At 68.8% G+C, this 17,636-nt stretch carries 18 protein-coding genes; 8 read left to right on the plus strand and 10 right to left on the minus strand.

Annotated features, from left to right (window positions below):
* Positions 1 to 12: 12 nt before the first annotated feature.
* Entirely contained in the window at positions 13 to 480 is a 468-nt protein-coding gene (locus tag ACFOMD_RS00650) for a DUF1203 domain-containing protein (protein ID WP_380855239.1), read from the minus strand.
* A 118-nt stretch (positions 481 to 598) separates the two neighbouring features.
* Here ACFOMD_RS00650 and ACFOMD_RS00655 point away from each other — a divergent pair, with 118 nt between their 5' ends.
* Positions 599 to 1,234 (plus strand): glutathione S-transferase family protein, encoded by a 636-nt coding sequence (locus ACFOMD_RS00655; protein ID WP_380855242.1) that lies wholly within the window; start codon positions 599 to 601, stop codon positions 1,232 to 1,234.
* Here the strand turns inward: ACFOMD_RS00655 and ACFOMD_RS00660 are convergent.
* Positions 1,231 to 2,688, minus strand: coding sequence for a serine hydrolase domain-containing protein (locus ACFOMD_RS00660; protein WP_380855245.1), 1,458 nt, complete (start codon positions 2,686 to 2,688; stop codon positions 1,231 to 1,233). The two genes, ACFOMD_RS00655 and ACFOMD_RS00660, sit on opposite strands and share 4 nt — an antisense overlap.
* 73 nt (positions 2,689 to 2,761) lie before the next feature.
* On the opposite strand from ACFOMD_RS00660, the gene ACFOMD_RS00665 reads away from it, so the two are divergent.
* Entirely contained in the window at positions 2,762 to 3,262 is a 501-nt protein-coding gene (locus ACFOMD_RS00665; protein ID WP_380855248.1) for a GNAT family N-acetyltransferase, read from the plus strand.
* Between the two features lie 244 nt (positions 3,263 to 3,506).
* On the opposite strand, the gene ACFOMD_RS00670 is transcribed toward ACFOMD_RS00665, so the two are convergent.
* The 3 genes from ACFOMD_RS00670 to mscL form a co-directional block, all read right to left on the minus strand.
* Entirely contained in the window at positions 3,507 to 3,923 is a 417-nt protein-coding gene (locus tag ACFOMD_RS00670) for a hypothetical protein (RefSeq protein WP_380855251.1), read from the minus strand.
* A 65-nt stretch (positions 3,924 to 3,988) separates the two neighbouring features.
* On the minus strand, positions 3,989 to 4,408 hold the full coding sequence (gene arfB, locus ACFOMD_RS00675; protein ID WP_380855254.1) for an alternative ribosome rescue aminoacyl-tRNA hydrolase ArfB: 420 nt from the start codon (positions 4,406 to 4,408) through the stop codon (positions 3,989 to 3,991).
* 22 nt (positions 4,409 to 4,430) lie between these two features.
* Positions 4,431 to 4,868 carry a large conductance mechanosensitive channel protein MscL gene (gene mscL / locus ACFOMD_RS00680; protein ID WP_380855257.1) on the minus strand — a complete coding sequence of 146 codons (438 nt, stop codon included), beginning with the start codon at positions 4,866 to 4,868 and terminating at the stop codon, positions 4,431 to 4,433.
* Between the two features lie 281 nt (positions 4,869 to 5,149).
* Between mscL and ACFOMD_RS00685 the strand changes: the two genes are divergently transcribed.
* Positions 5,150 to 5,314: a hypothetical protein gene (locus ACFOMD_RS00685; protein ID WP_380855260.1), complete on the plus strand. Its 165-nt coding sequence runs from the start codon at positions 5,150 to 5,152 to the stop codon at positions 5,312 to 5,314.
* Between the two features lie 101 nt (positions 5,315 to 5,415).
* Positions 5,416 to 6,027, plus strand: coding sequence for an NAD(P)H:quinone oxidoreductase (wrbA, locus tag ACFOMD_RS00690; RefSeq protein WP_380855263.1), 612 nt, complete (start codon positions 5,416 to 5,418; stop codon positions 6,025 to 6,027).
* On the opposite strand, the gene ACFOMD_RS00695 is transcribed toward wrbA, so the two are convergent.
* The 5 genes from ACFOMD_RS00695 to ACFOMD_RS00715 form a co-directional block, all read right to left on the minus strand.
* Positions 6,024 to 8,030, minus strand: a complete 2,007-nt coding sequence (locus tag ACFOMD_RS00695) for a hypothetical protein (protein WP_380855266.1) — start codon at positions 8,028 to 8,030, stop codon at positions 6,024 to 6,026. The genes wrbA and ACFOMD_RS00695 overlap by 4 nt on opposite strands.
* Positions 8,031 to 8,109: 79 nt before the next feature.
* A complete protein-coding gene (locus ACFOMD_RS00700) occupies positions 8,110 to 9,630 on the minus strand; it encodes a hypothetical protein (protein ID WP_380855269.1) in 1,521 nt (506 codons plus the stop codon).
* Positions 9,631 to 9,704: 74 nt separating this feature from the next.
* Positions 9,705 to 11,183, minus strand: coding sequence for a hypothetical protein (locus ACFOMD_RS00705; RefSeq protein WP_380855272.1), 1,479 nt, complete (start codon positions 11,181 to 11,183; stop codon positions 9,705 to 9,707).
* A gap of 76 nt (positions 11,184 to 11,259) precedes the next feature.
* A complete protein-coding gene (locus ACFOMD_RS00710) occupies positions 11,260 to 11,820 on the minus strand; it encodes a peroxiredoxin (protein ID WP_380855275.1) in 561 nt (186 codons plus the stop codon).
* Between the two features lie 15 nt (positions 11,821 to 11,835).
* Complete coding sequence (locus ACFOMD_RS00715; RefSeq protein WP_380855278.1) at positions 11,836 to 12,681, minus strand: LytTR family DNA-binding domain-containing protein; 846 nt, start codon at positions 12,679 to 12,681, stop codon at positions 11,836 to 11,838.
* Between the two features lie 120 nt (positions 12,682 to 12,801).
* Here ACFOMD_RS00715 and ACFOMD_RS00720 point away from each other — a divergent pair, with 120 nt between their 5' ends.
* The 4 genes from ACFOMD_RS00720 (at position 12,802) to ACFOMD_RS00735 (ending at position 17,635) form a co-directional block, all read left to right on the plus strand.
* Positions 12,802 to 14,787: an amidohydrolase family protein gene (locus ACFOMD_RS00720; protein WP_380855281.1), complete on the plus strand. Its 1,986-nt coding sequence runs from the start codon at positions 12,802 to 12,804 to the stop codon at positions 14,785 to 14,787.
* Positions 14,784 to 15,716 (plus strand): LamG domain-containing protein, encoded by a 933-nt coding sequence (locus tag ACFOMD_RS00725; RefSeq protein WP_380855284.1) that lies wholly within the window; start codon positions 14,784 to 14,786, stop codon positions 15,714 to 15,716. Before ACFOMD_RS00720 ends, ACFOMD_RS00725 begins: the two co-directional genes overlap by 4 nt.
* 108 nt (positions 15,717 to 15,824) lie before the next feature.
* Positions 15,825 to 16,130 (plus strand): hypothetical protein, encoded by a 306-nt coding sequence (locus ACFOMD_RS00730; RefSeq protein WP_380855287.1) that lies wholly within the window; start codon positions 15,825 to 15,827, stop codon positions 16,128 to 16,130.
* Positions 16,127 to 17,635, plus strand: a complete 1,509-nt coding sequence (locus ACFOMD_RS00735; protein ID WP_380855290.1) for a methyl-accepting chemotaxis protein — start codon at positions 16,127 to 16,129, stop codon at positions 17,633 to 17,635. The genes ACFOMD_RS00730 and ACFOMD_RS00735 overlap by 4 nt, the downstream gene beginning before the upstream one ends.
* Position 17,636: the final 1 nt, after the last annotated feature.

Below are 17,636 nucleotides of genomic sequence, written 5' to 3' on the forward strand. Positions count from 1 at the left end.
TTCGACAGGCGGCTAAGCCCGCTCGACACGCGCCGCATAACAGCCGCGCCGCGCATAGTGCGCGTGGAGATAGGCGACACGGCCGTCGGCAAGCAGGCGGTCGATCAGCGGCGCGATGGCATCGCCCTCGGCGAGATCGGCATCGACCATGAAGTCGGCCTCATCGAAGGCGCGCAGCGAGAGCATGCGGCGGTGCATCACTTCGGGCACCACGCCGGTCAGTTCGATGGCGGCCTCGGCGCCTTCGCGCACGAAGATGGCGTGGCGGCTGCGGAACGCATTGGCGGCGGGCTGATGCTCATGGCTCAGCAGCAGCGCCGTCTCGCCGATCTCGAGGTCGCGCAGCTCGATGCGGTCGGGGAAGCTGCGCGGCGCGTTCGCCACCATCCGCTGCACGCCGCGTTCGGCGAGCGCTGCGTCAGACAGGCCGTAGAGCGGGCGGAAGGGCGCGGGGTCGAGGCCGAGGATGCGGAAGGCCATGGCGAAACTCCTATCGGGTTTCGGCGGGTCTAGCGGCGCGACGGCGGCCCGACGCTCCGGTCCTTGCGGGGCAATTCGGAAAGCGCGAAGGTCCGCGAAATTCAAGGGAGCAGTGCGCATGACCGACCTCACCATCTGGACGCTCGACTGGGTGCCCGAAGGGCCGCGCGGCTTCGTGCGCGACCTGCGGCTGCGCTGGGCCTGCGAGGAGGCGGGGTTGGCGTACACGGTGCGCACCGTCGCCTTCGACGACCGCGCCACCAACCATCTCGATCAGCAGCCGTTCGGGCAGGTGCCGTTCCTGACCGACGGTGCGGTCGAGACCTTCGAGAGCGGCGCGGGGCTGCTGTATCTCGCGAAGAAGAGCGAGGCGCTGATGCCGCGCGACGCCGCCGGCGAGACGGCGACGACGCAGTGGCTGCTCGCCGCGCTCAACAGCATCGAGATGGTCACCGTGCCCTGGTGGTTCCTGCGCATGTCGGGCGAGAAGGACAACAAGCTGACCGGCTGGGTGGAAATGCGGCTCAACCAGCTCGAAAAGGAACTGGCAGCGCGCGACTGGCTCGCCGCCGACCGCTTCACCGTCGCCGACCTGTTGATGGCCGATGTGCTGCGCGTCCCCGACGTCCGCGCCTTTGGCAGCCGCCCGGCGACCGAGGCCTATGTCGCCCGCGTCACCGACCGGCCGGCGTTCAAGAAAGCGCACGCCGACCAGATCGCGCACTTCGAAGCGGCGGACGCCGCGCGCGGTTAGCAGCGGGCGAAGCGCGAGCCGAGAGCGGTGAGCGCGGCGACCTTTTCGCTTTCGACGGCGAAGGCGAACTTCAGCCGCTGGCCGGGGATGAGTTCGGCGCGGACGGTGTCGGGCGCGTCGCCGGTCGCGGCCGCGTGGAGCGCGCCCATCGTCAGGTCGAGGCCGGTGGTGCGCGCGGTGACGGTGACCGTTCCCCAATCGGCGTTGCAGAAGCGGCCGGCATAGGCGGTGGCTGCGAGGCTGAATTGCGGCGCGGCGGCGGGCTTAACCTTGGCGGCAGCTTCGGCCAGCCGCGTGTCGAGCGCCTTCAGCCGCGTCTCCGCCGCCGCCTGCGCTGCGGCAGCACCGTCGCGATACCAGTCATAGGCATAGGCCGCCGCGATATCGACGAGCCAGTAGCCGGCGCCGTCGTCATTGCTGAGCGCCGCGACGCCGAGGTCGCGCGTCGGCAGGAAGGAGGCGTGGGCGCGGAAGCCCGCGAAGCCGCCGAACGAGTGCAGCAGAATCTCGCCATGCCACGGCCCGCGATACCAGCCGAAGCCGTGGCCGGTGCGGTTGAACGGGCCGAAGTCGTCGCTGGTCGCCACGAACTGCGCATGGGTGGTGCGCAAGGCCGCGGCGAGCCCGCCCTTCCCGCCCCGTTCGGCGGCGAGGTTGGCGGAGAGCCAGCGCGCCATGTCGCGCGCGCTCGACTCCATGCCGCCCGCCGACTGCATCGTCCGGTCGGTCTTGCGCAGGTAGAGCGGGGTCAGTCCGTCATAGGGCAGCGCGCGGTCGGCAGGCTTGGCGAGGCCGCGCGCGGCGGTGTCGCGCAGGCGCAGCGGCGCGATCACCTCCTGCTCGACGATCGCCTGCCACGGCCGCTTCAGCCGTCGCTCGACCAGCAGCGCGGCGACATTATAGCCGAGGTTCGAATAGGCGAAGCTCCCCAACGGCGCCTTGGCGTTGGGGGTGAGCCCGCCGAGCAGCCGCCACAAGGTCGCCTCGTCCCACGCGCCGCTGTAGGCGAGCCGGAATTGCAGCGCATCGCCGCTGAGCCCGTGGCTGTGGGAGAGCAGGTGGCGGAGCGTGACCTTGTCCGCCTGAACGCCGGTCGCGAACGCGATGTCAGGCGCCAGCTCGGCCAAGGTCGAGTCGAGATCGATCGCTCCCTTCTTCGCCAGCCGCACCAGCGCCAGCGCGACGAAGCTCTTGGTTGAGGAGGCGATGTAGAAGCGGGTGTCCGCCCCGGCCGCCCGGCCCATCGTGCGATCCGCCATACCGCGCGCGGTGACGATGATCGGCGCGTCGTGGCGGACGACGGCAACAGCCACCGCCGGGAGGGTCGGGTAGCGCTTCATCCCGGCGTTGAGAAACGCGCCGAAATCGCGGCGGAAGGCGGCGTCGTCGGCGGCGACCGCGGGGGTTGCGATCGCGATCAGCGCGGCGAAAGCGGCAGCGAGTGTATTGTTCATACAATACAGTTAGCGGGATGCGTCGGCGCTCGCAACTATCCCTTCCGCTTCCTTCTGGCTGGCAGCCGGCGCTATGGTGAAAAGCGTCACAGCTCGGGAAACACTGGTGCGCTTTTCAATTCGACCAGAACGCGACGAACAAGATCGCCGGTTTATGGAGAGCCTCAATCCGCGACTTACGGATGTGATCGAAGCGCCGACCCATAGCGCCAGCGAGGTGAAGGCTTTCCAGCAGGCGTTCACGGCGACAGCCTGGGCAGCAGAGACCGCAAAGAGCGCAACTTTCCTCGCCGTCGATGAGGCCGACAACAGGATCGGCTACATCAATGTCCGCGAAGGGTCTGACGACGTGCTCGGGGAGCGCTGCGGCTATATCGCGCTCCTGGCGGTTGCGCATGAATTTGAAGGTCATGGCGTCGCAACCTCACTCGTGCGGGAGGCGGAACGGTGGGCCAGGGAAATGGGCTTTAGCCGGCTGGCGCTCGACGTGTTCGCCAGTAACGAGCACGCATTCCGATTCTACAAGCAGGCTGGTTTCCAACCTGAGACCGTTCGCGTCATAAAAAGGCTGTAGCGACGAAACTGCCGGCAGGGTCGGGTAGCGCTTCATGCCGGCATCAAGGAACGCGCCGAAGTCGCGGCGGCAGGCGGGTGTCGACGGCGTTCGTTGCGACGGCAACTAACGTGGCGAAAGTGGCGCCAACTGTATTGCCAATGCAATACAGTTGGCGAACTCACTGATGGTCGCAAGGACGGACGGTCGGCCCTGCGATGGCTGGCCGCCAGATATGCGGCGAGACCCTACCGTGCAAACTCACCTAACCTGACGGTTCGCGAAAAACACCCTCTGCAGCCCACGTTGCGAACGGCCGCTCTGCAACAACTATATCTTCTGGGATGGGGTAACTGTTCGCACAACAGTCGATCTCGACAAAATACAAGTGCCCACGATCATCAGCGAAGATGATTATCTCCAGGGCCTTGTCATCGGGCATATGGAAGTCAGCCGTGTAGATGGCGCCGTGTCCTCCCATTTTGGGGTCAGCCTTCGGCGGCAACAGCGGCTTTGCGTGAACCGGATCGACGCGCAGCCTGAAGCTATTGCACCCGCAATCACAGAACTCCGTGAGTTCGGCGTGATCGAGCTGATCGCGGAGGAGCGATTGCGCAGGGTACTCACACCTTGTGGATATGAACTCCTTCCAAAATTCGGCGCGGGCGGGTCCGTTCTCCACCAGCCGATACTATGTCAGCGGCAAAGAGGGCTCAATGTCGGGTTCCTGGCAAGCGGGCGTTGGCCTCAATCAAACGACACCTTCCCCCGCCCCGACTTCACCCCCGATCGCTTCGCCTTCCCCTCCAGCCGCCGTTCCTTCGACGCCTTTGTCGGTTTGGTCTTCTTGCGTGGTTTGGGCTTCTCCGTCGCCTTCACGATCAGTTCGATCAGCCGCTCGGTGGCGTCCTCGCGGTTGGCGAGGCTGCTGCGGTGGCTTTGGGCGAAGATGACCAGCACGCCCTCGGCGGTCATCCGGCTGCCGGCGAGGCGCATCAGGCGGTTGGCGACGTCGTTGGGCAAGGACGGCGAGCGGCGCACGTCGAAGCGCAGCTCAACGGCGGTTTCCGACTTGTTGACGTGCTGCCCGCCCGGCCCCGAGGCGCGGGCGGCGCGGAACTCAAGCTCGCTCTCGTCGAGCCACAGCGCGGGCGTCACTTCGATCATCTTCGACGCCCGCTGGTGTGGTTCAGCCGCGCGCCTTCAGCGCGTCGCGGATTTCGCGGAGGAGGAGGACGTCCTCGGGCGTCGGCGCCGGGGCGGCGGGCGCCTCGGCTTCCTTGCGGATCGCCTTGCTGGCGATGCGGACGAGCAGGAAGATGATGAAGGCGAGGATGACGAAATTGACCGCGACGGTGATGAACTGGCCATAGCCGAACAGCGGCACGCCCGCCGCCTTCAGCTCGGCATAGTTGGTGAGCGAGCCGGCATAGCCTTCCGGCACGGCGCCGAGGCGGACGAAATAGCTGGAGAAGTCGAAGCCGCCGAACAGCCAGCCGACCACCGGCATGATCAGATCGTCGGTCAAGGAGCTGACGATCTTGCCGAACGCCGCGCCGATGATCACGGCGACCGCGAGATCGAGCACGTTGCCGCGCGCGATGAAGGCCCGGAATTCGTTGAGCATGGCGTCCCTCCCTTTGGCTTCGCTCCGGGGCGAAGTGAGCCACGGCTGATGGCCGATGGCAAGCGATGATGCCGCGCCATCCCCAGCCCGTCATTCCGGCGAAAGCCGGAATCCAGACCGGCGCTCGAGCTGGATTCCGGCTTTTGCCGGAATGACGGATGTGGGGATCGGGGGCCGGATTGTGTCCCTGCCGCAACGCAGCAACTTCCTGCGACGAGCCGTGGTTCGGCTTGCCGCAAGGCCTCTGGCGGACGCCTGCGCAGCCGATAGCATCGCCTGCCATGAGCCGCCCGTTCGATACGAGTCTGTGGGCCCGCCAGGGCGCCTGGTATGAGCCGCATGTGCCACGCCGGCCGTTCGCCGAGCGGGCCAACCAGCTGCAATATATGCCGTGGCTGGCGAAGCGCTCGCTGTTCGCGCGGATGGGGTTCGCGCGCCTCTTCTGATCGCGTCACCCGCACGGCGGATCGGCGGCATACCTAGGGATGGTTGAAAGCGCAGGCCGGCTCCGGCCTTATGCGGCCAACTCAAGCCGCAGGAGCGCCCCATGACCAAAGTCCTCGTCCTCTATTATTCCAGCTACGGCCACATCGAGCAGATGGCGGAGGCCGTCGCCGAAGGCGCGCGGCAGGTCGACGGCGTCGAGGCGGTGATGAAGCGGGTGCCCGAGCTGGTGTCCGAGGAGCTGGCGAAGAAATCGCACTACAAGACCGACCAGAAGGCAGCCGTAGCCACTGTCGACGAACTGCCCGACTATGACGCGATCATCATCGGCACGCCGACCCGCTATGGCAACATGGCGGCGCAGATGAAGAATTTCCTCGACCAGACCGGCGGCCTCTGGGCCAAGGGTGCCCTGAACGGCAAGGTCGGCGGCGTCTTCGCATCGACCGCGACGCAGCATGGCGGGCAGGAAACGACGCTCACCTCGACGCAGACGGTGCTGTTCCACCTCGGCCTCGTCGTCGTCGGCCTGCCCTACAGCTTCCAGGGGCAGATGCGCATGGACGAGATCACCGGCGGCTCTCCCTATGGCGCGACGACGCTGGCAAAGAGCGACGGCTCGCGCCAGCCGAGCGAGAACGAACTCGAGGGGGCCCGCTTCCAGGGCCGCCACACCGCCGAGATCGCCGCCGCGCTGAAGAAGGGCCGCGGCTAGGGGCTCCCGAAGAAGCGCATGCGCTGCAGGCGGTCGACGCAGCCGAGCTTGCTGCCGACCGCTGCGAAGGGCTGAAAGCGCAGCTTCTCGACGGCGGCGGGCGTCGCCTCGCTGAACGCGAAGGGCGGATAGGCCATCACGGTGCGCGCATTCACGGGACGACCGTCGGTGCCGATATCGTAGCTGACCTCGACGAAGCCGTTGAGGCCCCAGTTGAGCGCCGGCATCGGGAAATCCGCGGTGCTGATCCGCCCGCCGGCGCGCACCGGCCTCACGTCGGCCAGCGCGCATTGCTCGGGCGTCAGGCCGGTCGCCTGCGCCAATTGTGCCGCCTCGTCGTCGCGCTTGGCGGCGGCGGCATTGCTCGCCAGCTGCAACAGCGCCGTCTGGCGGATCGGGTGACCGTCGGGAAGCGAGGTCGGCGGCATCGCCACGACCTGCCGGTACAGCTCATCCGCCGACTTCGCGCGGCTGCGCTCGTAGGTGCGGGCCAGTTCCATCCGCGCAAAGGCGGCGGCGGGAGCTGCCTCGGGCCCGGCGGAATCGAGCCGGGCGATCAGCGCGATCAACGCCGGCCGCGCCGCGCCGCGCATGCTGCCGAGCGAGCCATCGGCAGCGGCCCATTTCGCCAGCGGCACCTGCACCCTGACCTGGATGGCGGCGGGCGCGCCGATCGCTTCCGCCGAGGCAGCGGCGCGGCGCAGCAGGGCCAGGCGATCGTCACCCACCGCCGCATTTTCGGTGAGCGCCTGGAGGATGGCGAAGGCTTGCGGTGAATTCTCGCCATATTTGGCGACCCGCGCATCGAGTTCGCGGCGCAGCAGCGGCAATGCCTCGGCATCCGACCCCGTCACGTTGAAGTCCGCCTGCCGGGCCTTCAGCCATTCGCCGACGGTCGGGCGCAGCGATTCAACGAGCTTCGGCGCGCTGCCGGCGTTGCTGCAGCGAAGTTCGATGCGAACTGCCGCCCGCCAGAACGGGTCGAGCGCGGCGGCGGCATCGGCGCGCCACGACCAGCGCGACACGGCACGCGCGAACTCGTCGGCGACGGCCGGGCGCGTCGCGTACACCGGTTGGACGCCGACGACGCGGCCATCGGCACCGATGCCGAATTCAACGATGGCCATGTCGTCGGGCTGAATGCCGGTGAGCGCACCGCAGGCGGGCAGCGGCGTGTCGGCGCCATAGCCGATGTCTTCCGCCTTGCCGCGTGCCGCCCCGGTATAGGCAAGATAGCGCGGCACGTCGGCATTCTTGCCGAGCAGATGATGGACGATCGCCATGTCGCTGCGGATACGCGTATCGGCGACCGAGATTCGGCGCGACAGGCCGCCGGCGAGATCCAGCGCCTTCTGATACCAGTCGCGCGCCGGCCCGAACGCGCCGCGGTTGAGTTCGACCCGCCCGCGCAGTGCATAGACTTCGCCAAGGATGTCGCGCCGCGGGCTGGTGCTCTTGCTCGACAGCGACGCGTGGAGTGCCGGCAGCGCTTCATCGAGCGTGCGCGCGGCCAGCACCGGATCGTCGAACATCGTGACACGGGCGAGCGCGACCTGGGTGATCAGCGTGACGTCATGGTCCGCCGGGAAGGCCTTCAGCGCCAGCGACCGTTGCAGCGCCGCGCGTGCCTTGGCGGTGTCGATCTCAACCTCGTGGATGCGGCCGACATATTGCCAGACACTGGCGAGCGCGCGCCGGTCGTCGGGCGTTTGGTCAGGCATCGCCGGCAGCGCCTGATCGAAGACGGTGAGCGCCGCGCGCGTATTGCCGGTGAGCAGCAGCGCCTGACCAAGGCCCGAACGGATGACCGCGACCGTGCGGTTCGACGGGTCGGCCGCCGCGTTCGGCATGCGTCGCAGCAAGCTGCGGAAGGCGTTCGCCGCATTTACGGCGTCACCCTTCTCGAGCAGCGCCTGCGCGGCGTTGAAATCTTCCTGCAAGGTGGCGGCGCCGGCCGGCGCGGCGAGCAGCAGCGCGGCGGCAGCAGCAGTGACAATGCGCATGAGAACCCCTCTATCCCCGCCACGAAATCTGACGGTCGAGGGGAGTGTCCGCAACCCCGGAAAACGCCTGTGGCGTGGCTTAGAACCCACCCCACGTCGTCTGGCGCGCAGCGATCGGCAGGATGCGGCCGTGGCGGGCGATGGCCTTGCGCACCGCCGGCCGGTCGCGGATCGCCAGCAGCTTCGCCGCCAGCGCGGCGCGGAAGGTGGCGCCGCCGGGGGCGTCCTGCTCGAAATCCTGGAAGGCGAGCAGCATGCCGCCGCGCCGGGCCGGGTCCTCGAGGCGGGCGAGCACCAGCTTCTCCGCCTCGTCGAGCCGGTCGGCGCAGAGCAGCGCCATCGTCGCGGCGGGATAGTTGATCTTCGGGTCGGCGGTGAGCATTCCGAGCGCGGCCGTGGCGCCCGGATCGTCGAGCGCCTTCAGCGCGCAGGCGCGGGTCGCCGCCACCCACATCAGGCCAAAGCCCGTCGTCGCGCGATCGCCCTTCGCGGTCACCCATTCGGCGACCGCCAGCGCCGCGGCAGGGCGGCCGTAGCTGGTGAGCAGCGAGCCGCGGTTGATCGCCATGGTGATCAGCGCCGGGTTCTTCGCAAGGTCCATCGCCAGCAGCTTCGCGAACGCCGCATCGGCCTCATCCACCCGGCCGGCGGCGGCGAGCGCATAGGCATGTTCGTTGATCACCCAGAAGGCGTCCTCGCCCCCGGCCTCGACCTTCGCCATGTCGGCGGCGAACGGCGTCGAGACAGTGACCGCCTCCCCCACGCGCCCGACGCCGCGCAGCGCCGCGAGATAGGCGGCGACGGTTTCATAATCCTGCGGCTTGGCGCGATAGGCGGCCTCGACCGCGGCGACCTCGGCGGCGATGGCTTTCGCCGCGCGCGGTCCCGCCTTCGCCTCGATCGCCGGCCACAGCTTTGCATAGCGGCGATCGACCAGCATGCGCACCAGCGCGCTTGAATCGACGAACTTCGCCGCCATCGCCTTCGCCTCGTCGAGGCGGTCGCGCTTCAGCAGGCCGAGGATGGCATCGTCATACATCCAGTCCGCCGCCCCCGGCGTGCCGCGACCGGCATAGCCGCGCGACGACAGCGCCATCAGCAGGTCGAAGCGAAGCTCCTCCTTCGCCGGGCCTTCGAGTTCGCGCAGCAGTTGCGACAGCCAGGGCTCGTCGATCTTGGTGAGGCCGGCGGGGAAGGCATCGGCCATGTAGACGACGGTTCGGCTCGCCGCCTCGGCCTGGCCGGCGCGCAACTGAACCTGCGCCTGCATCAGCCGGAGCTCGGGCCGATCGGGCAGCATCGCCGCCGCCGCATCGATCGCGGTCACCGCCTCGGCGGGCCGCCGCAGGTCGGACAGCAGCAGCGCCTGCATGTAAAGCAGCCCGCCGCGTTCGCGCCCCGGTTCGGGCCGCACCGCCAGCCCTTCGTCGATCAACGCCAGCGCCGGTTCGAGCTGCCCTTGCGCCGCCAGCCCGCTCGCGCGTTCGGCGAGCGCCTTCACCGCGTCGAGCCGCGCCACATCCTCCGCCGTTTGCGCGACGGCGGGAACGGCGGCGGCGAGCAGCGCTGCGGCGAGCAGGCGGGGGAGAAACTTCCTCATCGCCGCCGAGTGTGGCGGCAAGCCTGCCCCGCCGCAATGGCCGGGCTTGCGCTATTTCGACGAACGTCAGCCGGCTAGAAGCCGCCCCAATAAGTTCGCGGCGCGGCGAAGGACAGGATGCGCCCATGGCGCTCGATGGCGGCGCGAACGGCGGGGCGGTCGCGCACGGCGTAGAGTCGCCGATCCCATTCGGTACGCGCCTTGCCGAAGCGGCCGGGCCCGTAATTCTGCAATGCGACCAGCATCGCGGTACGGTGTTCGGGCGCTGCCAGCCGTTCAAGGATGACCTTCTCCGCGCCGTCCAGCCGGTCGTTGCACAACAGCGCCCGCGTTGCGGCGGCATAGCCCTCGCTCGGTCGCTTCATGATCTCGTCGAGCATCGCGGTCGCCTTGGCAGGCTCGCCGAGCGTGGCATGCGCACAGCTCAGCGCCGCCCGCACCAGCTGCCAGGCATATTCGGTGCCGGCGCTCGCATCCTTCGCGCCGACCCAGTTGGCCGCAACGATCGCTTGGGCCGGACGGTCATAGTTGTTGAGGAGCGCGGTACGGTTGATCGCCATGCTGATCAGCTCGCGGTGCTTCGAGAAGTTGATGGTCAGCAGGCGCCCGAGCAGCACCTCGCCCTCGTCCACGCGGCCGGTCGCGCCCAGCAGGGCGGCGTGGCGATCGACCAGCCAGAAGGCGTCCTCGCCCTGTGCCTCGACCTTCGCCATGTCGGCCACGAGTGGCGCCGAAATCGCCAGCGCCTCCGCCTCCTTCCCCAAGGTGGCAAGCGTCAGCAGATAGGCGGTCGTGATCTCGATGTCGTTCGGCGCCGCCGCGTGCGCGGCCGCCATCGCCGCATTCTCGGCGGCGAACGCCTTGACGGCGCCGATGCCGGCCATCGCTTCGAGGTCAGGCCAGATCGGCTCATATTGCCGGTCGACCATCATGCCGACGACGATGCCGGCATCGGTCGCGCGCGGTAGCAGTGCGCGCGCCTCGGCCAGCCGCTTGCGCCTGACCAGTCCGAGGACGGTGTCGCGCAACACCCAACTCGCGGCGCCCGGCACCGCGCGGCCGCCGGTATAGCCGCGAGCCGTCAGCATCGACACCAGCGCGAACCGGATGTCGGCATTCCGTCGATCCGTCAGGTCCCGATCGAGCGCGTACAGCCAATCTTCGTCGAGCTTCGCAATTTCGAAGGGGAACAGCTCGCGCAGATTGAGAATGGTGCGGGCGGCAGCGGCGGGACGATCGGCACGGCGCTCAGCGCGCGCGCGGGTCAGCATCCGCTCGGGCGTCTCGGCGACGAGGCTGCGCGCTCGCGCAAGCGTCGCAAGCGCCGCCTCATGCCGTCCGGCCAGGCTCTGGATCCAGCCGCGCTGGTAGAGGAGCTTGCCGCGCTCGACGTCGCCCATCCGCTTCGGCAGCTCGGCGTCGATGAGGGTCAGCGCCTCCGAATGGCGCCGCGCCCGCATCAGCTCGGCGGCGCGTTCGATCACCTGTGCGGTCGTCTCGGCAACGGCCGGCGGCGCCGCCGCCGTCAGCGCGATTGCGATCAATCTTGCCATCCACGCCATTGCCGCGCCCTCCCGCTCGCCGCGATCTTGGCGCGGGCGGCGGGAGTCGGCAACGGCAGCGCAGGCGCTATTTCGACGGATGCTCGCGCAGCCAGCCGAGCAGCGTCTCGGGGTCCGACACCTCATAGGGGTCGCTGTCGGTGCCGGTGTCGTTCTTGCCCGGCTCCTCGAAGAACGCCTCGATCTCGCCGTCGTTGACGACCATCGAGTAGCGCCAGCTGCGCTCGCCGAAGCCGAGGTGGTCCTTGTTGACCATCATGTCCATCGCGCGGGTGAACTTGCCCGAGCCATCCGGGACGAAGTGGATGCGGCTGGTGCCGAGCTTCTGCTTCCACTGGTACATGACGAAGGCGTCGTTGACCGCCAGGCAGACGACATCGTCGACGCCGAGCGATTTGAACTCGTCATAGTAGCGCTCATAGGCCGGGCACTGCTCGTTGGAGCAGGTCGGGGTGAAGGCGCCGGGCAGCGAGAAGACGACGACGCGCTTGCCACCGAACAACTCATCACTGGTCAGATCCTGCCAGCGGAACGGGTTGTCGCCGCCGACACTCTCGTCGCGAACGCGGGTCTTGAAGGTGACGTCGGGGACCTGACGGCCGACGAACTTGTGATTGGCTTCCGACATGATTGCCTCCCGGTTTTAGAAACTCAGCCCGCTAACGCCTTGCCGCGCCGGTTGTGCCGCGAGGGCGGCGCGGACATCGCGGCTCTTGGTGCGGCTAATCAGCGTGTCGAGATCGCCGCCGAGCCGCAGCCGCCACACCGACCCGGCGCGCTCCATCGCCTCGATCGCATCGAGGCGGACAATGGCGGAGCGGTGGACCTGCATGAAGCTCCCCGCGGGCAGAGTGGCGGCGAATTCCTTCAGGGTGCCGCGCACCAGATAATGATGCCGCCGCGTGTGCAGGCGGACATAGTCGCGCTCGGCCGCGACCATCAGCAGATCGTCGACGGCGACGCGGACGCGGCGGCTGCCCTGCTGCGCCCAGATCGCCGGCGGCTCGGCTGAGGTCGCGACGGCGACGCGGGTGCGCGCCTCAGTGAGGATCAGCAGGCAGAGCGACGCCCACACCGGGAACATCCAGCCGCCCCCCTTCAGCGCCTCGCCGACCACGTCGAGGCTGAGCGGCCCCCACAGCGGATCGTAGAGGTGAAACACCGCCAGCCGCACGCCGAGGTGCAGCGCCCAGGCGGCGGCGGAGATGGCAAGCGCGATCAGCAGCCGCTGGGCAAGTGGCCGTTGCATCGCGTGCTGGAGCAGCGGCACCATCGCGAGGCAGATGGCAACGCCCGCGCCGCAGGTGACGACGCGGCGCAGCGCGCGTTCGACCGGAAATTCCATCGCCGGCGAGAAGAGGCCAAGGTTGAGCAGCGCGAAGGTCACGCCCCACAGGCCGAGCGCGACGAGCAGCAGCAGTTCGCGATCCCGCCGGTCGAGATCCAGCCGGAACGTGCGCCCGCGCAAACCGGAAAAAGTCGCTGCCATTTTACCTCCCGCCGATTTGCACCGACCGCTCGTCGATATAGGTTGCCCACGCATGGCCGCAGCCGCTTGGGTGCGCGCGATCTTGGCACAGGCTTTACGGGGACGAAATTGGCGATGGCGATGAAGAGCTGGATGCGCGGCGGTGTCGCAGCGCTGGTGATAGTGGCGGGCGCGGCGAGCGCGGCCGACTATGTCGTGCTGACCTCGGGCGAGCTGAAAGGCGGGATGACCGTCACCGAGAGCAATGGCGGGCGCGACATCGCCTACAGCTTCGTCGATCGCGGCCGGGGGCCGGACGTGAAGTCGCGCGTCGTCGTCGGGCCGGACGGCAATTACCAGGCGCTCTCCGTCGATGGCGTGAACTATTACAAGCTGCCCGTCGCCGAGCGCTTCGAGCGCAAGGGCGGCACCGCCAGCTGGAAGGCCGCCAACGACAGCGGCAGCGTCGCCTCGAATGCCTTCTATCTGCCGAGCCAGGGCACGCCCGAACATGCCGCCATCCTCGCCCGCGCGCTGCTGAAAGCGCCGGGCCGTACCTTGAAGCTGCTGCCCGCCGGCGAGGCGCGGCTGTCGGTGCTGACCGAAAAGGTGCTGACCATCGGCAGCGAGCAAGTGCCGGCAACGCTCTACGCCATCCACGGCCTCGGTTTCAGCCCGTCGGTGCTGTGGCTCGACAAGCAGAATGAGCTGGTGTTCGAGGGCGACGACTGGTTCGCCACGGTGAAGAAGGGCCTTGAGCCGCAGGCGAAGGAGCTGACCAAGCTGCAGCGCGACCTGCTCGCCGAGGCCGCCAAGAAGGACGCGCCGAAGCTGATGACCCGGCCGACCGGCCCGGTCGCCATCACCAACGTGTCGCTGTTCGACGCGAAGACCAAGACGGTGCAGCCCGGCATGACGGTGCTGATCGAAGGCAACAGGATCGCGATGGTCGCCGCCACCGCCGCCTCGACGGTGCCCGCCGGCGCGACGCAGATCGACGGCACCGGCAAGACCTTGCTGCCCGGCCTCTGGGACATGCACGTCCACCTCAATGACGACGCCGACGGCCTGCTGCACCTCGCGTCGGGCGTCACCGGCGTGCGCGATATGGGCAACAACCCCGACGAGCTCGCGCCGCGCACCGCCAACTTCGACAGCCTGGAACTGATCGGCCCGCGCGTCGTCGCCGCCGGCTTCATCGACGGCCCCGGCCCGCTCGCCGGCCCGTTCAAGATGTATGCGGAGACCCCCGATGAGCTGCGCGCGTACATCGATTATTACGCGAAGCGCGGCCACCCGCAGATCAAGCTCTATTCCTCGCTGAAGCCCGAGCTGGTGAAGGTCGCCGCCGAAGAGGCGCACAAACGCGGAATGCGTCTTTCGGGCCATGTCCCGGCGGGCATGACGATGCGGCAGGCGGTCGGCGACGGGTATGACGAGGTGCAGCACCTCAATTTCTCCGCGCTCAACTTCATGTCGCCGGAGATCAACGCCAAGACCAACGGCATCACCCGCATCACCGCCATCGCCGAGCATGCGCACGAGATCGACCCGGCGTCGGCGCCGGTGCAGGACTTCGTGAAATTCCTGAAAGCGAAGAAGACGGTGATCGACCCGACCTTCACGCTCTATGAGGCGAACCTGCTCGGCAAGCCGGGCACGCCCAATCCGCCGCTGGCGAAGATCATCGACCGGCTGCCGCCGGTGGTGCGCCGCAACTCGGTCGGCGCCGGCCTTGCGCGCGGCGATGCGGAGGTCGCGCGCAACGCCAAATCCTACAAGACCATGCAGGGGCTGCTGAAGACACTGCACGACGGCGGTGTGACGCTGGTGCCGGGCACCGACGCGATGCCGGGCTTCACCTTGCTGCGCGAGCTCGAACTCTATGAGCAGGCGGGCATCCCGCGCACCGACGTGCTCTATATCGCGACGCTCGGCGCGGCGACGGTGGCGGGCAAGGCGAAGGAACTGGGCTCGGTCGACGCGGGCAAGCTCGCCGACCTGCTGCTGGTCGACGGCGCGCCCGACAAAAACATCGCCGATCTGCGCAAGGCCACGCTGGTCATCAAGGACGGCGTGCTGTTCGACCCGAAGAAGCTCTACGCCGAGATCGGCGTCGCGCCGTGAAGCACGTGCTGCTCGCTGCCGCGCTGCTCGCCGCGTCACCGGCGGCCGCGACCTCGCTTCGCTTCGTCGAGAGCAAGCCGACGGCCTATGACTTCGCCGACATCCCCGCGGTGCCGGCGGGGTTCGGCGTCGGCGAGTTCAGTCTCGAGATGTGGGTGAAGCCCGACGAGCGCTATCCGGTCGGCCCGGTCTGGCGCGCCGGCTACAACCAGCTGAAGAACTGGTCGGAGGCCGACCCCGAACCCTATTCGTCGGACGGCTGGTGGCTGAGCGGCAACTGGCTGCTCGACGGGCATACGCGGCCGGAGGGCTTCGGCGCCGGCGACACGCGTGAAGGCACTTTCTCGCTGCAATTCTATGGCGGCGGCCGGCTGCGCTGGATGTTCGCCGACGGCAAGGACGGCATGCCGAAGGGCATGGTCCATGCAGTTCAGGCGTGGCCGGCGGAGGGGACGCCCAGCCTCCTCGACGGCAAATGGCATCATGTCGTGGCGGTGCGGCGGTGGCGCGAGCCCGCCGGGGCGACGCTCGAATTGTGGATCGACGGCAAGCGCGTCGCCGCCACCGAGATCGCGACGCGCACCGACATGAGCCGCCTCTGGTCAAAGCTTTCGCACCCGCGCGATCCCGTCGAGCTGGGCGGCTGGGCCCTGGGGTCCGAGGTGATGACCGCGTGGAACTACGCGCTCACCCAATATGAGGATTATAAGGGGCTGCTCGACGATCTCGGCTTCTGGGGCCGGGCGTTGACGCCGCAGGAGATCGCCACGCGCGCGGCCGGGCGGACAACGCGCGAGACGGGGCTGCTTGCCCATTTCGGCTTCGACGAGGGACGTGGTGAGGTGGCGAAAGACAGCCGCGGCTCCGGGGTCGCGATCACGCTGCACCGGATGGGCGCCGAAAACTGGTCCACAGTCCAGCGGAAATAACTCCAAATCGGCGTTAACGACCCGATAACCACCTCAAGCCTAAGCCTAACCCAATGATTCACCGAGCGGCCTTAGCGGGCGCCGCGCTTTGGGGAAGAAGGCGTCTGAATGGCTGACACCTGCCAGCGATCCGCGCGTCCGCGGTCGCACGGGATCCTTGCGCTGCAGCTTGCCGTCACCGCCGGTGCCGTCGCTTTGGCGATGCTGCCGCCGGCCAACGGCCCGATGCTGGTGGTGCCGGTGACCGGCTCCGCCACCGCCGCTTTCTCGGGCGGCGGCAGGCTGATCGGCGACGGGCTGCTGCCCGGAACGCTGGTGGTGACGGGCGACCGCGCCACCCTCCTCCCCCATCTGTTGCGCCACGGCGCCGTCGCCATCGCCGCCTCGGCCGTATCCTGTGGAGAGGTCGCATGACCGACGATGCGCTGAACGACCTCCGCCGCGGCAGCGCCCGGCTGATCCTGCTCCTGCTGTGGCTGAACATCGCGGTTGAAGGCGCCGCAGGCGTGGTGCTTGGCAACCCCGACTGGGCAGTCGCGGTCGCTGCCGGCCTCGCCATCAACCTGGCGCCGACGCTCGCCGTGTGGCGCGGGCAGCTCGACGGACGAGCGCGCATCGCGCTGGCGCTCGCCGCGCTGGTGCATCCGGCGCTGCTGGTCTTCCTGTTCCGGGGCCACCCCTGGCAGATGGACCTGCACATGTATTTCTTCGCGATGCTTGCCGCGGTGTCGCTGCTCTGCGATCGCCGCGCGATCATCGCCGGCACGCTGGTCGTCGCCGTCCACCATCTCGCCCTCAACTTCCTGGCCCCCGACTGGGTGTTCAGCAGCGCCAGCAACATCGCGCGCGTGCTGCTGCATGCCGTCATCCTGATCACGCAGGCGGCGCTGCTCGTCTGGCTCGCCGAGACGCTTGCCCGCTTCGTCGCCCGGCATGACGCCGCGCAGCAGGACAGCGAGGCGAAGGCCGCCGAGGCGCAGGAGGCGCGCGGCGAGGCCGTCGAGGCGCTGGCGCAGTTGCAGGTCGCACGCGCCGAGCAGGAAGCGAGCACCCGCCGGGAGGCCGAGAGCCGCCGCGCCGAGATGCTCGACCTCGCCGAACGCTTCGACGCGTCGCTGACCGCCGTGCTCGAGGGCGTGACCTCGGCTGCCGGCGAGCTGAGCGGATCGGCGCGCGGCCTGGCCGATATCGCCGCCGACACCAGCCGCCAGGCGAGCGAAGTGGCAAATGGCGCGCAGGCGGCGAGCGAGGGCGTCGACACCGTCGCCGTCGCCGCCGATCAGCTCGCCTGCTCGATCGCCGAGATCGCCAGCCGTGTCGACCGCCAGGCCTTGCTGACCGCCGAGGTCGGCGAGCGATCGGTCGAAAGCGATGCCGCGGTGCAGGCGCTCGCCGCGCAGGCGAGCAGCATCGGCGAGATCGTCGAGCTGATCCAGTCGATTGCCGAGCAGACCAACCTCCTTGCCTTGAACGCCACCATCGAGGCGGCGCGCGCCGGCGAGGCGGGCCGCGGCTTCGCCGTCGTCGCCAGCGAGGTGAAGAACCTCGCGGCGCAGACCGGCCGCGCCACCTCCGACATCGCCGGCCTCGTCGGCGGAGTTCAGCAGCGCGTCGCCGCCGCCGCGCAGGCAATGAGCGAGGTTGCCGCCAAGGTGAACGGGGTCAGCGAGATCGCCGGCGCCATCGCCGCCGCGGTCAGCGAACAGCAGACCGCCACCGACGCGATCGGCCGCCATGCCGAGGTCGCCGCCGGCGGCACCGAGCAGATGCGCAACCGCATCGGCCGCGTCGCCACCGCCGCGCGCGCGGCGGGCGCGCTGTCGACGCAGGTCCAGCAGTCGGCCGACACGCTAACCACCGAGGCGAAGCAGCTTCGCGCCGCCGCCGACGACTTCATCGCCCGCCTGCGCGCGGCCTGAA

Origin of the sequence: Sphingoaurantiacus capsulatus, assembly GCF_042648405.1 — a bacterium.
GTDB lineage: Bacteria > Pseudomonadota > Alphaproteobacteria > Sphingomonadales > Sphingomonadaceae > Sphingoaurantiacus > Sphingoaurantiacus capsulatus.

Bases quoted from the DNA above. Each gene is read 5' to 3' on its own strand.
- ACFOMD_RS00720 (WP_380855281.1), top strand. From the start codon at position 12,802: ATGAAGAGCTGGATGCGCGGCGGTGTCGCAGCGCTGGTGATAGTGGCG.
- ACFOMD_RS00735 (WP_380855290.1), top strand. From the start codon at position 16,127: ATGACCGACGATGCGCTGAACGACCTCCGCCGCGGCAGCGCCCGGCTG.
- ACFOMD_RS00730 (WP_380855287.1), top strand. From the start codon at position 15,825: ATGGCTGACACCTGCCAGCGATCCGCGCGTCCGCGGTCGCACGGGATC.
- ACFOMD_RS00695 (WP_380855266.1), bottom strand. From the start codon at position 8,030: ATGCGCATTGTCACTGCTGCTGCCGCCGCGCTGCTGCTCGCCGCGCCG.
- ACFOMD_RS00700 (WP_380855269.1), bottom strand. From the start codon at position 9,630: ATGAGGAAGTTTCTCCCCCGCCTGCTCGCCGCAGCGCTGCTCGCCGCC.
- ACFOMD_RS00660 (WP_380855245.1), bottom strand. From the start codon at position 2,688: ATGAACAATACACTCGCTGCCGCTTTCGCCGCGCTGATCGCGATCGCA.
- ACFOMD_RS00705 (WP_380855272.1), bottom strand. From the start codon at position 11,183: ATGGCAAGATTGATCGCAATCGCGCTGACGGCGGCGGCGCCGCCGGCC.
- wrbA (WP_380855263.1), top strand. From the start codon at position 5,416: ATGACCAAAGTCCTCGTCCTCTATTATTCCAGCTACGGCCACATCGAG.
- ACFOMD_RS00710 (WP_380855275.1), bottom strand. From the start codon at position 11,820: ATGTCGGAAGCCAATCACAAGTTCGTCGGCCGTCAGGTCCCCGACGTC.
- ACFOMD_RS00655 (WP_380855242.1), top strand. From the start codon at position 599: ATGACCGACCTCACCATCTGGACGCTCGACTGGGTGCCCGAAGGGCCG.
- arfB (WP_380855254.1), bottom strand. From the start codon at position 4,408: ATGATCGAAGTGACGCCCGCGCTGTGGCTCGACGAGAGCGAGCTTGAG.
- mscL (WP_380855257.1), bottom strand. From the start codon at position 4,868: ATGCTCAACGAATTCCGGGCCTTCATCGCGCGCGGCAACGTGCTCGAT.
- ACFOMD_RS00715 (WP_380855278.1), bottom strand. From the start codon at position 12,681: ATGGCAGCGACTTTTTCCGGTTTGCGCGGGCGCACGTTCCGGCTGGAT.
- ACFOMD_RS00650 (WP_380855239.1), bottom strand. From the start codon at position 480: ATGGCCTTCCGCATCCTCGGCCTCGACCCCGCGCCCTTCCGCCCGCTC.
- ACFOMD_RS00665 (WP_380855248.1), top strand. From the start codon at position 2,762: ATGGTGAAAAGCGTCACAGCTCGGGAAACACTGGTGCGCTTTTCAATT.
- ACFOMD_RS00685 (WP_380855260.1), top strand. From the start codon at position 5,150: ATGAGCCGCCCGTTCGATACGAGTCTGTGGGCCCGCCAGGGCGCCTGG.